Below are 14,912 nucleotides of genomic sequence, written 5' to 3'. Positions count from 1 at the left end.
TCCAAGGCGGCCTGGATCAGCTCGTTATCGGCCCCCGGCCCCCACATCCGTAGCAGGAACCCACCCTCGAAGGTGGGCGAGAATTGGGCACCCCGACTCTCGAACGTCGCGTCATAGTCCCGGTCGGCCTTATCCGGGTCCAGGCGGGCCACGAACCATTTCGCCGCGGCCCGCAACCGGCGCACCGAAGCCTGCGGGCACTCCTGCTTATAGGCGATCAGCCCGTATTCCAACCGGGCCCGAAACCCCTCCGCGTCCGGGTGGGTGGCACGGAAATCCTTATCGCCCTTTTCCCACACCTGCGCCCAATCGGCCACAGCTTTTTCGGTGGAGGTCGCGATCGCGCACGCCTCACCCAAAGACAGAGTCTGCTTCCCGAACGCTTCTTCCACGAGCGGCAGCTGTTGTTTGTACAACGCCCGAGCGAGGGTGGCAAGGCTCTTGGCCTCGGCCGGAGAGGTGCCCCACTGGTGGGTGATCCACGCTTGGATGCTGCGCTGGCCACCCTCTTCCAACAGGGCACCGGTGGCCTCCATGCGGGCCAGGGCGGGCAGCATCCCATAACGGATCCGGTCGACTTCCCCATTGAGCCGGCGAAACTGTGCGAGCACATCGGCTTCGCACCCGAATGGGATATCCCGGCCGGAGAATTCCACCGCGATCTCCCGGGCACCCGCCATCGCCTTATCGACCGGGGTGTTCCCGGTCGGGCGCGGTGCGTGGGGAGGAAAGCTCATACTCTGATTATATGCGAACACCCCAGGAAATGGCAGGCTTACCGGTGGGTATATTCAACCTATTTCCATGTCGGTGAATGCGCCTATCATAGATGGGGCGGCCATTCTGGATTATCCACAACCCCTTCCCCTATGACCGGATCCACCTATCACGGAGATGCTCCTAGCGACTTCGATGGAGGGGCTCCGAAGAGAAACGATCTTGCTCCTAGCGCCATGTTGGGCGCCCAACATGGCGCTAGGAGCAAGATCATCGCTGAGAAGACCAGAGCCGGCTACCGCAGGGACGCGCCCCGCCCCGAACCCCACCTGTAGCGGGCCCTTCGTGACCGGACCCGTCACGTAGTGGCGACGCGCCCCACGAGGACACCAGAGGGGAGGGAAGGGATCCGGCCGCTTGCGGCCGGAGTGGGCCGCAGGCCCGTTAGGGACCTCAACCACTCTCCCCCCTTCCCCGATAGCCGCCAAACCGCCGCCCGTGCCGTACGGGTCAAGGCCACCAACCCCGCTGCCAGAGCACTCAACATTGCCTTGACGCGTACGGTGCGGGCGGCAACAATCACGCGGCGGGGAAGGAGGGAGAACCCACCCCCACCCCGCCAGACCACCGGCAGGCTCTCGACCCGGGGCGCCCCACCAACCACCCGAGCAACCCCCAACAACCCCAAGAGCAGAGACCTCAGGCGCCCCACCCACACCCCACCCACCAACCCCAAGACTCCCGACCCCAGGCGCCCCACCGGCCTCGACGTGAATGCGGGTGTCCTTCGCCTTGTGTGTCAGATGTGTCGACCCAAGTGTTCGGTGGTCAGCCCACGTACTCGGCGCGGACCGCGTAGATGGCGGCCTCGGTGCGCGAGTGCACCTGGAGCTTCTCCAGGATGTTGCGGACGTGGTTCTTCACGGTGTTCTCGGTGATGAACAGGCGCCCACCGATCTCGCGATTGTTCATGGACCTGGCCAGGAGCTTGAGCACCTCGGTCTCGCGGGGGGTGAGCTGGGGGAGCGTCTCCTTGGGCCGATGGGAGGTCTCCTGTTTGGCCAGCTCGGCGAACTCGGCGATCAGCTTGGTCGCCATGGAGGAGTCCAGGCACGAGCGGCCGGTGGCGATGGTCCGCACCACGCGGGGCAGGTCGGTCACGGCCATCTCCTTGAGAAGGTAGCCGGTCGCGCCGGCCTTGAGGGCCTCGAACAGGTCGGATTCGGACTCGCTCATGGTGAGCATCACGAACTTGGCGTCCGGCGCGATGGCGCGGATGCGGGGGCCCGCCTCGATGCCGGTGGTGTGCGGCATCATCACGTCCATGATGATGACGTCCGGTTGCAGCTCGCCGGCCTTCTGGACGGCCACGTCACCGTCGCCGGCCTCGCCGACCACGTCGATGTCGTCCTCGTCGTCCAGGACCGACACCAGGCCACGGCGGAAGAGGGCGTGGTCGTCGACGACCATGATGCGCAGCGGGCGGGTGGGGGTGGGGCCGTCGACCGGTCGTATCTCGGCGGGGGCGGATTGAGGGGTCACCGGAACAGCTCCTGATTTTCGTTCGGACCGGAAGGAGAATGGACGTCGGGCCTTTGTCCGCCTGCGCGGGAACCGCTGTGGCGCGGGGCGAGAGGTGGTCGAGGGAGAGCGGCCATACCCATGGGAACTCCTGATGCCGAGGGTCGGTCCCATGTTCTCACGGGCGGTCGGCTCGTGGCTGTCGATTCCGATTTCCCGCCTGATCGACAGGACCGGCCCGAGCGACGTGACCCGTCCGAGGGGCATGAAAAAAGCCGCGCGCTGAAGGCGGCGGCGTGAATGCACTACGAGTCTGTGCGGGGGCGAGATGGGTCGAGATCGGGCGAGAGCGATTCCAGAGACCTCTCGCCACTTCTAATTTATAGCGCACCCCCGGGCTTGCGGCAAGACCCCGGTGGTGGTTCACAATCGACCATCGTGAGCACAACCCACGATCGGGGAAACGACGTGAACACCCAGGCCACCAGCGCCTTCGACCTTTCCGAACACCTCGCTCCCAAGGCCGACCCGAAGCTGATCGCCGACGACGAGCGACACTTCTCCGCCATCGCGCGCAGCCTCGAAAACGGCATCGCCGACCTGAGTGAACGCCTCGACGTCCAGCGCCGGTCCTCGGGCGGCAACATCCGAGAGACGGTCGAGCGAGACATGGAGATCCACCGCCTGTCCTCCCGGTTGCGCGCCCTGCGTCGCTTCGGCCTGGACCTGTGTCTGGGGCGATTCGTCCGTGAGGGCGAGGACGAGCCCGTGTACATCGGCAGGCTCGGCCTCTCCGATCCGGAGGGCGACCGCCTGCTCATCGATTGGCGCTCGCCCGCCGCCGAACCGTTCTTCGCCGCCACCCACGCCGACCCGATGGGTCTGGTCAGCCGCCGCCGCTACCGATGGAAGCTCGGCCGGATCGGCGACTACTGGGACGAGGTGTTCACCGAGGACGGCTTCGAGGGCCACGCCGCCCTCGACGACCAGTCCGCCTTCATCGCGAGTCTGGGCGCCAACCGCTCCGACCGGATGCGCGACGTGCTCGGCACCATCCAGGCCGACCAGAACGCCATCATCCGGGCGGGTGCCTCCGGCGCCCTGGTCGTCGACGGGGGACCGGGCACCGGTAAGACCGTGGTCGCCCTGCACCGCACCGCCCACCTGCTCTACGCCGACTCCCGACTGGGCTACCGGCGCGGTGGGGTGCTGTTCATCGGCCCCCACCAGCCCTACCTGGCCTACGTCGCCAACGTCCTGCCGAGCCTGGGCGAGGAGGGCGTACAGACCCGCACGCTGCGCGACCTGGTCCCCGAGGGCGCCATGGCCGGCGAGGAGACCGATCCCGAGGTCGCCCGGCTGAAGGAGTCCGCGCGCCTGGTGGAGGCGATCGAACCGGCCGTGCGGTTCTACGAGCGACCGCCCACCGAGGCCATGACCGTGTCGACCCCGTGGTTCGACCTGTGGTTGAGCGCCGCCGACTGGAAGGAGGCGTTCGACGCGGTCGACCCGGGCACCCCGCACAACGAGGCGCGCGAACGCATCCTGGAGGAACTGGTCGCGATCCTGGACGACCGGCACGAGGAGGAGGACGTCACCACGAAGATGTTGCACTCCTGGCTACTGCGCGACCGGGAGCTGATCGGTGCCCTGTACCGGTCCTGGCCGCTGCTGGAACCCACGGACCTGGTGGGCGACCTGTGGTCGGTCCCGGCTTACCTGCGCCTGTGCGCGCCCTGGTTGGAACCCGACGAGGTCCGCGCCCTGCAACGCGAGGACGCCCAGGCCTGGACGGTGTCGGACCTGCCGCTATTGGACGCGGCCCGGCGGCGACTCGGCGACCCGAAGGCCTCCGAGCGCAAGCGCCGCCACGAGACCGCCGCCGAGACCGAACGCGAGCGCGTGTCCTACGTCATCGACGATCTGATGGCCGCGGACGACGACGGGGAGGGGCTGGTGACGATGCTGCACCACGCCGACCTGCGCGAGAACCTGGTCGACGAGGCGGCCCTGCCGACGGGTGACGCGGACCTGCTCGCCGGCCCGTTCGCGCACATCGTCGTGGACGAGGCCCAGGAACTGACCGACGCGGAGTGGCAGATGCTGCTACAGCGTTGCCCCTCTCGAAGCTTCACCATCGTGGGCGACCGCGCCCAGGCCCGGCACGGGTTCACCGAGTCCTGGTGGGAGCGGCTGGAGCGGGTCGGCTTCGACCGGGTGGAGTCGGCGTCGCTGAGCATCAACTATCGGACCCCGACCCAGGTGATGGAGGCCGCCGAACCGGTCATCCGGGCCGTGTTGCCGGACGCCAACGTGCCGACCTCCGTCCGTGAGGGCGTCCCTGTGGAGTACGGCCGTGTCGAGGAACTGGAGTCGGTCGTGGCGGCCTGGGCGGCGGAGAACGACGAGGGCATCGCCTGCGTCATCGGGGCGCCCGACTTTCGCTCCGGTCCGCGAGTGCGGTCACTGACCCCGACCCTGGCCAAGGGGCTGGAGTTCGACCTGGTCGTACTCGTCGACCCGCAGGACTTCGGGGAGGGCACCGAGGGCGCGGTCGACCGCTATGTCGCCATGACCAGGGCCACCGACCGGCTCGTCGTTCTCACGAGTGCCTGACACGAATGTGTGCGGGACCTCCGGTAAAGGAACTTTCGTTCGCCGTGGGTCCCGCGTTAGTCTTGAGCCATGATCCAGTCGGTTCTCTACCTTTAACGGCGTCGTCCGCCGCCCACGCTCGTCGAGCATCTCCGAGCGTCGCGTCGCGGCCATGACGACCTGACCCCATCGAGGGTCGCCGTTTTCGGCATGCCCACCAACCCGGTCACCGGGTGACTTCGGCGTGCCCGTTGTAGAGGACACACATGCCCACCGCCCTTCCTGCGCGTTCGCGCGCGCAACTCGTCGTGTCCGGGGTCTCCGTCGCCCTGGGCGCCCACCGAGTGCTCTTCGACACCGACCTCACCGTCACCCCCACCTCCCGGATCGCGATCGTGGGGGAGAACGGACGGGGCAAGACCACGCTCCTGCACGTACTCGCGGGCACGCTCGTCCCCGACGAGGGCACCGTGAACCTGGTCGGCACGCTGGGCCTGGCCGAACAGGAGATGTCCACCGCCGACCGACGCACCGTGGGAGAGGTGATCGCGGACGCCTTGGCCGACTCCCTGGCCGCGCTCGCCGAACTCGACACCGCCGGGCTCGCCTTGGGCGAGAACGCCGCCGGGGCCGAGGAACGGTACGCGCGGGCCCTGGAACGCGCCGAGGCGCTGGACGCCTGGGACGCCGAACGCCGGATCGACATCGCCCTGGACGCGCTGGGCGCCGAAACGGATCGCTCCCGTCGACTCACCGAACTGTCGGTCGGCCGGCGCTATCGGGTCCGCCTGGCCTGTCTGCTCGGCGCCGAGGACGACTTCCTCCTGCTCGACGAACCCACCAACCACCTGGACCGTGCCGGTCTGGACTTCCTCACCGAACGCCTGCGTCGGCGCTCGGGAGGCGTGGTGGTGATCAGCCACGACCGCGCGTTGCTGTCCGACGTGGCCCACACCGTGGTGGACCTGGACCCCACCGACGACGGCCGTCCCCGAGTCCACGGCGGCGGGTACGAAGGCTACCGCCGGGGTCGCCGGGCCGAACGGGAACGCTGGGAGCAGGAGTACGCGCAACAACAGGAGGAGAGGTCGCGCCTGCGGGACCTGCTGAGTTCGGCACAGAACCGGCTCGTGTCGGGGTGGCGCCCGGACAAGGGCACCGGCAAGCACCAGCGCGCCACCCGCGCGGGCGGACTGGTCAAGAACGTGCACCGTCGTCAGGCCGACCTGGACACACACGAGGTCACCATGCCCGAACCACCGCAGCGGTTCCGGTTCCCCGACCTGCCCACACGGTCCGGTACGACGCTGTTGGCGGCCGAGGGGATCACCGTGGCGGAGCGACTCACCACCCCCGCCTCGCTGACCCTGCGGGGCGGGTCGAGGCTGGTGGTCACCGGCCCCAACGGAGCCGGGAAGTCCACGCTGCTCTCGGTACTCGCCGGTGAGCTGGAACCCACCACCGGCCGGGTGCACGGCTCGGGTGAGGCCCGCGTCGTGCTGTTGCGGCAGGAGTCCGAGCCGCCATTGGATCGCCGGGCCGCCGACGTGTACGCCGACGCGAACGGCTCCGTCGGCCTGTCCTCGCTCGGGTTGTTGCGCCCACGGGAGATGGGAAAGCGGGTCGGTGAACTGTCCATGGGTCAGCGCCGCCGCCTGGACCTGGCACTGGCCCTGACCCACCGGCCGCACGTGCTGCTGTTGGACGAGCCCACCAACCACCTGTCGATCGCGCTGGTGGACGAGCTCACCGCGGCCCTCGAAGCCACCGAGGCCGCAGTGGTGCTGTCCACCCACGACCGGCGATTGCTGCGCGACGTCGGAACCTGGCCGCGCCTGGACCTGTCCGCCTACGCCCGGGGCTGATCCCGAACACGAGGAAGGGGCGGTGGCCGTCTCATCGGCCACCGCCCCTTCCAAGGGTGTGCGATCACTCCGCGGGCGCGGAACGACGGACCAGGAAGGTCGCGAAGAACGCCAGGGTGGTGATGGCGGCACCGAGCATGAACGCGACGTGGATACCGCCGGCCTCGGCCGCGACGGTGCCCATACCGCCCTCGACATGGCTCGCGGCCACCGCGGTCATCACCGCGATGAACGCGGCCGTGCCCGCGGCGCCGGCGACCTGCTGCACGGTACCGACCACGGCGCTGCCGTAGGAGTAGAGCCGCTTGGGCAGGGAACCCAACGCACCGGTCAGCAACGGGGTGAACATGAAGCCCAGTCCGATGCTCAAGAACACGTGCGCGGTCACGATGGAGGCGATCGTGGTCTCGGTGTCGAAGGTGGTCATGGACCACATCACCAGGGTGACCACGGCCGCGCCCGGCGTGACCAGCGGACGGGGTCCGAACCGGTCGTAGAGGCGGCCGACGATCGGGGCCAGCAGACCCATCACCAGACCACCGGGCAGCATCGCCATACCGGTGGCGAGGGTGTCGTGGCCCAGCACGTTCTGCATGTAGACCGGCAGCAGGATGATGACGCCGAACAGCGCCATGAAGCTGGCCAGCACCAGGCTGATCGAGATGGTGAACTGGCGGGATTCGAAGACCCGCAGGTCCAGCAGGGCCCGGTCCTCACGCTGCAATCGCAGCTGACGCCACACGAACAGCGCCAAGGACACGACGCCCACGCCGATGGCCAGGACCGGAGACACGCCGGACCCGGCGTCGGAGGCCTCTCCCAGGCTGGAGAAGCCGTAGACCAGACCACCGAACGCGAAGGCCGACAGCACGATCGACAGCACGTCGACGCGGGCGGTGGTCGGCTCGGTGATGTTGCGGATGAAGACCGCGCCCAGGGCCAGGCCCACCAAAGCGATCGGCAGGACCAGGCCGAACATCCAACGCCAGTCCAGCACGTTGAGGATGAGCCCGGACAGGGTCGGTCCCACGGCCGGCGCCACCGCCATGACGATGGAGATGTTGCCCATCACACGGCCGCGACGGTCGTTGGGGACCATGTTGAGCACGGTCGTCATGAGCAGCGGCATCATGATCGCGGTTCCGGAGGCCTGCACGATCCGGCCGAGCAGCAGGACCGTGAAGTTCGGCGCCAGGAAACAGATCAGGGTGCCCAGACTGAACAGGGTCATCGCCGTGATGAAGACCTGTCTGAGGTGGAACCGCTGCAACAGGAAACCGGTGATGGGAATGACCACGGCCATCACGAGCATGAAGGCGGAGGTCAGCCATTGTCCGGTGGAGACGGTGATCCCCAGGTCGCGGCTGAGGGCGGGCAGGGCCACACCCATGATCGTCTCGTTCAGGATGACGACGAACGCCGAGACCAGGAGGAGCGGGATGACGAGCCGGGTGGCGCGTTGGTCGACGCCCTCGTCGATGGTGGTGGATGGGGTGTGCCTGGTCACGTATTTCCTTGGGCGCTCATGGATGGGCTGGACGTCCGGGGGATCGCGGGGGAGGAGCGGGCCCGCTTCGATGACCGTTTCGTCCCCGACGCAGAGTGAACCCCGCCGAACAGGGCAGTATTCCGCGTCGGGGCGAGTGCGCAAAGTGGTTTTTCGAAGCGAAGCGTCCGCTTTGTCCAGTCTAGAGGACGGGACGTCCCGTCTCGCCGGATTTACCAGCTGCGGCGCCGCGTCCACAGGTGGGCCACACCGACGAACGCCACCGCCCACGCAGTCAGTACCGCCAGGGCCATCACCGGGTGGAGGGTGTCCGTGCCGGCGCCGAAACCGGCGACCGCGTGCACCGCCTCACCCGGCAGGTAACGCAGGACACCGTCCAGGGAGTCACCCGGGACCCAGGCCAGGAGCGTCGGTAGGACGAACAACACCAACGTCCCCACCACACCGCCGGGCAACGAACGGGCCACCGTGGTGCAGGCCAACGTCACCGTGCCGTAGAAGGGGACCATCACCACACTTCCGAGCACGACGCGCGCCACCCCCTCCGCGGTGAACGCGACGGTCGTCCCGTCGGAGAGCACGCTCACCAACTGCCCGGCCGCGAAAGCGCTCAGTCCGGCCGCCAGTCCGCACAACAGCCCGCCCCCGGCCACCACCAGGGCCGAAGCCGCCAATCGTCGCCCGCGCCGGGGCACGGCCAACAGAGCGATCCGGTTCAGGCCGGTGGACTGTTCGGCGGCGACCAGTGAGGCGACCAGGACCACCACCACGAACGTCGCCGCGTCCACCCCCAACATGGAGGTGGTCACCACGTCCAACGCCGACATCCCCGACACCGAACCTCCGGTCGTGGTCTCGGCGGTGAACAGGAACATCGCGGCCACCGCGGCACCCACCACCGCGCACACCACCGGGGCCAGGCGTGTCTGGACCAGCGTGGTCGAACGGGACCACTCGGCGGCCAGCACCGCCCCGAACCCGGGCTTCCTTCGACTGTCAAGCATGGTCGACCCTTCCCCTCTCGTCCTCTTCCTCGCTGTTCAGAGTGAGGAAGGCCTCCTCCAACCCGGTGCGCAACGGGGTGAGTTCGTGCAGTTCCAGGCCCTCCCGCGCGGCCAGCGCACCCAACGCCGGGGCGTCCAGCCCCACCACCTCCACCGCGTCGTCGTCGCCCGGGCGCACCGTGGCGCGCCCCGCCACCAAGCGGGTCAATCTGTCCACCTGGGGGGAGACCACCCGCACCCGAGCGGCGCCGGTACCGCGAGAGAGTTCCTCGGCGGGAAGGTCGGCGATCAACCTGCCCCGCCTCAGCACCAGCACGTGGTCGGCGGTGGCCTCCATCTCGCCCATCAGGTGGCTGGAGACGAACACGGTGCGCCCTTGGGCGGCCAGGTCGCGCAACAGGGCGCGGACCCAGGCGATGCCCTCCGGGTCCAGCCCGTTGAGCGGCTCGTCCAGGACCAGCACCGCCGGATCGCCCAGCAACATCGCGGCGATCCCCAAGCGCTGGCGCATCCCCAACGAGAAGGAACCCACCCGCCGGGTGGCCGCCTCGGCCAGACCCACCTGGTCGAGTAGGTGGTCGGCGCGGGAGAGGGGGATCCGTCCGGCCCGGCACAGCCACCGCAGGTGGTCGCGGGCGGTGCGACCGGGGTGCGGGGCCTGCGGGTCGAGCAGGGCGCCCACCGTGCCCAGCGGGTCGGGCAGGTCTCGGTAGGCCAGACCACCGATCCGGGCGTGACCCGAGGTGGGTTCCTCCAGGCCCAGGAGCATGCGCATCGTCGTGGTCTTACCCGCCCCGTTGGCCCCCAGGAAGCCGGTGACCCGTCCGGGATGGACGGTGAAGTCGAGATGGTCGACGACGGTGGTGTCGCCGAAGGTTCTGGTGAGCGAGTCGACCTCGATCACCGGTGTCGTCGTTGTCATACCTCCACGTTGCCTCTGAGGGAGGGATCCGACCTCGTTCCTTTGTCAGTGGGACACCGTGACGGTTGTCAGGGGTGCGTCGGTCCTCACCGCCATAGAGTCGCCCCATGGCCAGAACAGAGGAGCGATACCCGCTCGTCCGGATCGGCGGCGCCCTGTTGGGGCTGCTCGCCCTGCCGGGGTGGCCGCCGGCCGCCCCGGACCGACCGGTCGCCCTGGTGTTGCTGGTCGGCGCGCTGTACACCGTCTCCTGTCTGGCGTCCATCCCCCTGGTGATGGAGCGTCGGCCCGCCCTTCGACTTCCGGTCTGTGCGGGATTGCTCGCCGCCGGATGGGCGATCCTGGTCTGGCTCGGCCCGCACAATCACTGGGTGTTGCTCTACGCCCTCGTGGTCATCGCCGCGATGTTGCCCCTGTTCTGGACCCTGGCCCTGACCGGGGCCACCATGGTGGGCCTCCTGGTCTGGGGCGCGGCCACCGGAGACGCGTTCGCCCGGGTCCCCGACCTGATCATGATCGCCTCCGTGACCGCCGTGGTCGGGCTCTTGGCCTCCCTCGTGGAGGCCAACACCGAATTGCGCCGGGCCCGCGAGCAGGTCGCCGAACTGGCCACCGCCCGCGAACGCGAACGCGTGGCCCGTGACCTGCACGACATCCTCGGCCACAGCCTCACCACCGTCGCGGTCAAGGCCGGACTGGCCCGCCGGGTCCTGGACAAGGGAGGTCCCCCGGAAACGGCGTCCGCGCAGATCGGCGAGGTCGAGGAACTGGCCCGGCGCGCCCTGGGCGACGTGCGGGCCACCGTCGACGACTACCGCGAGGTACGCCTGCCCGTGGAGCTGTCCAACGCCGCCGAGGCACTGCGCTCCATCGGGGTGGACGCCGACCTGCCCCGTGCCATCGACGACCTCGACCCCGCCCTGCGCTCGGCCTTCGGATACGTGCTGCGTGAGACCGTCACCAACGTGGTCCGGCACGCCCACGCCGACCGGGTACGGGTGCGTCTGGGGAGGGACCACATCGAGATCACCGACGACGGAGACGGCCACCCCGAGGGCCGGTTCGGCAACGGACTGTCCGGTCTGAGTGAGAGGATGCGTGCGGTGGACGGACGGCTGAGCACCGGCCCGGGACTGCTCGATGGCGACCGAGAGGGGTTCACCGTGTACGCGTACGGCGGACGGACGGGGGAGTCACGATGATCCGGGTGCTCGTCGCCGACGACCAGGCCCTGGTGCGCGGTGCCCTGGCCGCCATGCTCGACCTGGAGTCGGACTTGGAGGTCGTCGCCCAGGCCGCGTCCGGGCAGGAGGCGCTGGACGAGGGACTGCGCACCAGACCCGACGTCGCTCTGCTGGACGTGCAGATGCCGGGCCTTGACGGGTTGGGCGCCGCCGAACGCCTGCGCGAACGGTTGCCCTCGTGTCGGGTGGTCATGTGCACCACCTTCGGGCGTCCCGGTTACCTCACCCGCGCGCTGGCCGCGGGCGCGAGCGGGTTCGTGGTCAAGGACGCACCGCCCGAACACCTGGTCGACGCCGTCCGCCGCGTCCACCGGGGCCTGCGCGTCATCGACCCGCAGTTGGCCACCGAGTCGTTGGCCGGTGGTCCCAGCCCGCTCACCGATCGCGAGCGTGACGTGCTGCGCGCCGTGGCCGATGGCGCCACCGCAGCGGCGGTCGCGGTCCGTCTGCACCTGAGCCCGGGTACGGTGCGCAACCACCTGTCGGCGGCCATGGGCAAACTCGACGCCCGAACCCGAGTGGAGGCGGCCCGCGCGGCCGAGGACCGCGGCTGGCTCTGAATCGGGGTGCTCACCCCGGGGTGCCGTTCGGGAGGACCCACAGCTCCCGGGGGTGGCGCATCATCCAACTCTCCACCGGTGCGGTGCCCTCTGGTCGCGGGTCCAGGGCCAGGCGCGGGAAGCGCTCGAACAGGGCCCGCAACGCCACATCGAGCTCCAGTCGGGCCAGCGGGGCGCCCAGGCACAGGTGGGGGCCGTGACCGAAGGCGAGGTGACCGCGGGTGTCCCGGCCCACGTCGAAGGCGTCCGGATCCGTCCAGGCCCGCGCGTCGACATTGGCCGCGGCGAAGCCCAGCAGCAACATCTCGCCCTCCGGCACGGTGACCCCGGCCAGTTCGGTCTCGCGGGTGCTGAAGGCCGCCGGTAGCAGGCTCACCGAGGAGTAGCGGCGCAGGATCTCCTCGACGGCCGCGTCCCACTCCACCTCGCCACCGGTGACGCGCTCCAACTGGTCGGGGTGGTCCAGCAGTGCCCGGATTCCGTTGGTCAGCGTGCCCATGGTGGTTTCGAAACCGGCCATGACCAGGAGGAACACGTTGGCGACGATCTGGTCGTCGCCCAGACGGTCCTCGGGGCGGGCCTCGGCGTCGGTGACGATCAGGGCGCTGACGAGGTCGTCGCCGAGGTTCTCGCGGCGTTCGGCGACCAGCTTCCGCAAGAAGGCCCAGGAGTCGGGGAAGACGCTCGCGTCGGTGAGTTCGAACAGTCGGCGGGCCAGGTCTCCAAGGACCGGGGCGTCGTGGGCGCCGATCCCCAGCAGTTCGACCAGGACCCTCACGGTCAGCGGCCAGGCCAGCCGTTCCTTGACGTCGATGGCGTCGGTCCCGTCGAGGTCGGACAGCAGCCGGTCCGTGATCTCCTCGACCCGGGGGCGCAGGGTCTCCACGCGTCGCCGGGTGAAGTGCGTCTGCAGGGGTCTGCGCAGCCGGGCGTGTTCGGCGCCGTGTGTGGTGAGCAGGCTGCCGATGGCGCCGCCCACCAGCCGGGCGAGCGGGCTTCGGGGGTCGACCTCGCCTTCGCGCAGGGCCCGCCAGTTGCGTCCGGCGTCACCGCGCACGAAGGTTCCGTCGCGGTCGGCCAGGACGGTGCGCAGCGGCTCGTGGTGGGTGACGGCCAGGGCGTTCACCCCGCCCAGGTCCACTTCGACCACCGGTCCGGCCGCGTGCAGGGTGCGGGCGAGGGCGTCACGATCCAGGTCCTGGGGGTCGATGCTGATGCGTCGCGGTGCCACGGAGCTCCTTCGGGGTGGGGGGCTTTGTGGGTCTACCAGCGGATCGGGCCGGAGAAACCCGTAACCCGAAAATCTACGACGTAAAGCCAGCTGTTCTCCTCACTCCACGCGACAATGATCGACATGGACTTCTCCGATCCCCTGCCCGGGACCACCAGCGAGGAAGAGCGTCGAAGCGGTGCGAGGGTGGCGTTGCTGCCCGTGGGCAGCCTCGAACAGCACGGCCCCCACCTGCCGCTGACCACGGACACCGTCATCGCCTCGGCTCTGGCACAGGTCGTGGCCGACGCGAACCCCTCATTGAGGCTCCTGCCGCCGCTCGCCTTCGGTTGCTCGCACGAGCACGCTTCCTGGCCGGGCACGGTCAGCGTCTCGGCGCCCACCCTGCACGCCATGGCCGCCGACATCGCCGCTTCGCTGCGCGCCTCGGGCACCCCCAAGCTGGTGGTGGTCAACGGGCACGGCGGCAACCACGTCCTGGCCAACCTGGTGCAGGCCTCCGGCGGTGACATGGCGCTGTTCCCCGGCCCACACGATTGGGAGGCCGCTCGCAAGGCTTCGGGGATGGGCACCACCAACGACCGGGACATGCACGCCGGGGAGTTGGAGACCTCGGTGCTGTTGCACATCCGTCCCGACCTGGTCCGTGTCGGCTATGAGGAGTCCGATCACCTGGCCGACCGGCGCGACCACATGCTCACCACCGGGCTGAGCCGTTACACGCGGTCGGGGGTGGTGGGTCTACCGTCGCGCGCCACGGCGAACAAGGGGCGTGACCTGTTGGCGTTCCTGGCCGAGTCCTTCACCGGGTACCTGAACGCGCTCGACGGGGCGTAGCCGCCACAGCAGCACCACCACGCCGGGCAGGGCGGCGATCAGGGCGAGCAGCCCGTAGAGCACCGACACGGTCAGGCCGGTCGCCGCACCCAACCCCGCGGCGCCGAAGGTCAGCGTGGTCACCGCCTCGCGTGGCCCCCAACCACCGATGCCGGCCGGCACGCTCATGGCGACCAGGGCCGCGATCGCCAGTGGTACCAGGACGGGCACGGGGGCGGTGACCCCCGCGGCGTGCGCCGCGACCAGGAACAGGGTCACGTGCCCGGCCAGGGCCGCCACCGACACCAGCAGGACCCCGGGGCCGGTGGAGGCGGTGAACAGGCCCGAGCGGGCGTCGGCGAGGGTGGCCGTCAAGGCGTGCCGGCGGCGGGTGCCGTGCCGCCTTGAGAACAGCAGGCCGACGCCCACCACGGTGGCGACCAGGACCGGTGGCGCCAGGGCCGCCGCCAGGGTGAGCAGCCCGGGGCCGAGCAGGGCGGCGGGCAGTGTGAACAGCAGGGTGGCGCCGGTGGCGGCCAGGACCACCTGCCCGGCCGCGCGTTCGAGTACCACCGCGCGTACGCCCCGGGGTAGGTCACCGGCGTAGCGGCCGTGGCCCAGGGCTCGGTGTACGTCGCCCAGGATCCCCGAGGGCAGGACGGCGTTGAGCAGGATGGCGCGGTAGTAGTCGCCGATGGCGCGACCCCAGGGCAGTCGTAGACCCACTCCGCGGGCCACCAGGATCCAGCGGGCCGCGCAGAGCACGGTCGTGACCAGGCCGATGGCCAGGGCGGCGCAGACGGTGCGGCCGTCGAGGGAGGTGAAGGCGTCGGTGAAGGCCTCCACCGGGTACCACCAGACCAGGGCGGCGAGCAGGGCCGCGCCGATGAGTGGTCGGGCCCGGCGTCGCAGGTTCTCGCTCATGGGAAC

General features: G+C 69.7%; 11 protein-coding genes and 1 pseudogene. 5 read left to right on the top strand and 7 right to left on the bottom strand.

Features of this window, described 5'->3' with window-relative positions; genetic code table 11:
* Together ACWGKS_RS08225 and ACWGKS_RS08220 are read right to left on the bottom strand one after the other, a co-directional pair.
* A pseudogene (locus ACWGKS_RS08225) lies at positions 1-737 on the bottom strand (hypothetical protein); the annotation flags it as partial.
* An 808-nt stretch (positions 738-1,545) separates the two neighbouring features.
* On the bottom strand, positions 1,546-2,259 hold the full coding sequence (locus ACWGKS_RS08220) for a response regulator transcription factor (RefSeq protein ID WP_358509346.1): 714 nt from the start codon (positions 2,257-2,259) through the stop codon (positions 1,546-1,548).
* Between the two features lie 447 nt (positions 2,260-2,706).
* Between ACWGKS_RS08220 and helR the strand changes: the two genes are divergently transcribed.
* Both helR and ACWGKS_RS08210 read left to right on the top strand, forming a co-directional pair.
* The gene (gene helR / locus ACWGKS_RS08215) at positions 2,707-4,854 is read left to right on the top strand and encodes an RNA polymerase recycling motor ATPase HelR (protein ID WP_452522164.1); all 2,148 of its coding nucleotides are present in this window, start codon (positions 2,707-2,709) and stop codon (positions 4,852-4,854) included.
* 245 nt (positions 4,855-5,099) lie between these two features.
* The gene (locus tag ACWGKS_RS08210) at positions 5,100-6,698 is read left to right on the top strand and encodes an ATP-binding cassette domain-containing protein (protein ID WP_358509343.1); all 1,599 of its coding nucleotides are present in this window, start codon (positions 5,100-5,102) and stop codon (positions 6,696-6,698) included.
* Between the two features lie 64 nt (positions 6,699-6,762).
* On the opposite strand, the gene ACWGKS_RS08205 is transcribed toward ACWGKS_RS08210, so the two are convergent.
* From ACWGKS_RS08205 to ACWGKS_RS08195, 3 genes are all read right to left on the bottom strand, one after another.
* Positions 6,763-8,205 carry an MDR family MFS transporter gene (locus ACWGKS_RS08205; protein WP_358509340.1) on the bottom strand — a complete coding sequence of 481 codons (1,443 nt, stop codon included), beginning with the start codon at positions 8,203-8,205 and terminating at the stop codon, positions 6,763-6,765.
* Positions 8,206-8,417: 212 nt separating this feature from the next.
* A complete protein-coding gene (locus ACWGKS_RS08200; protein WP_358509337.1) occupies positions 8,418-9,209 on the bottom strand; it encodes an ABC transporter in 792 nt (263 codons plus the stop codon).
* Positions 9,202-10,131 (bottom strand): ABC transporter ATP-binding protein, encoded by a 930-nt coding sequence (locus tag ACWGKS_RS08195; protein WP_452455051.1) that lies wholly within the window; start codon positions 10,129-10,131, stop codon positions 9,202-9,204. Before ACWGKS_RS08195 ends, ACWGKS_RS08200 begins: the two co-directional genes overlap by 8 nt.
* 107 nt (positions 10,132-10,238) lie before the next feature.
* On the opposite strand from ACWGKS_RS08195, the gene ACWGKS_RS08190 reads away from it, so the two are divergent.
* On the top strand, positions 10,239-11,333 hold the full coding sequence (locus ACWGKS_RS08190; protein WP_358509332.1) for a sensor histidine kinase: 1,095 nt from the start codon (positions 10,239-10,241) through the stop codon (positions 11,331-11,333).
* Positions 11,330-11,935 carry a response regulator transcription factor gene (locus ACWGKS_RS08185; protein WP_358509329.1) on the top strand — a complete coding sequence of 202 codons (606 nt, stop codon included), beginning with the start codon at positions 11,330-11,332 and terminating at the stop codon, positions 11,933-11,935. The genes ACWGKS_RS08190 and ACWGKS_RS08185 overlap by 4 nt, the downstream gene beginning before the upstream one ends.
* A 10-nt stretch (positions 11,936-11,945) precedes the next feature.
* Here the strand turns inward: ACWGKS_RS08185 and ACWGKS_RS08180 are convergent, their stop codons facing one another.
* Positions 11,946-13,166 (bottom strand): cytochrome P450, encoded by a 1,221-nt coding sequence (locus ACWGKS_RS08180; protein ID WP_358509326.1) that lies wholly within the window; start codon positions 13,164-13,166, stop codon positions 11,946-11,948.
* 123 nt (positions 13,167-13,289) lie between these two features.
* On the opposite strand from ACWGKS_RS08180, the gene ACWGKS_RS08175 reads away from it, so the two are divergent.
* A complete protein-coding gene (locus tag ACWGKS_RS08175; protein ID WP_452522154.1) occupies positions 13,290-14,003 on the top strand; it encodes a creatininase family protein in 714 nt (237 codons plus the stop codon).
* Here ACWGKS_RS08175 and ACWGKS_RS08170 read toward each other — a convergent pair.
* Entirely contained in the window at positions 13,908-14,906 is a 999-nt protein-coding gene (locus ACWGKS_RS08170) for a lysylphosphatidylglycerol synthase transmembrane domain-containing protein (RefSeq protein ID WP_358509319.1), read from the bottom strand. The genes ACWGKS_RS08175 and ACWGKS_RS08170 overlap by 96 nt on opposite strands.
* Positions 14,907-14,912 lie beyond the last annotated feature (6 nt).

It is taken from the genome of Nocardiopsis sp. NPDC055879, from assembly GCF_053615935.1.
Note: the sequence above shows the minus strand (reverse complement) of the source record. Positions and strands in the feature narration are given on the sequence as shown.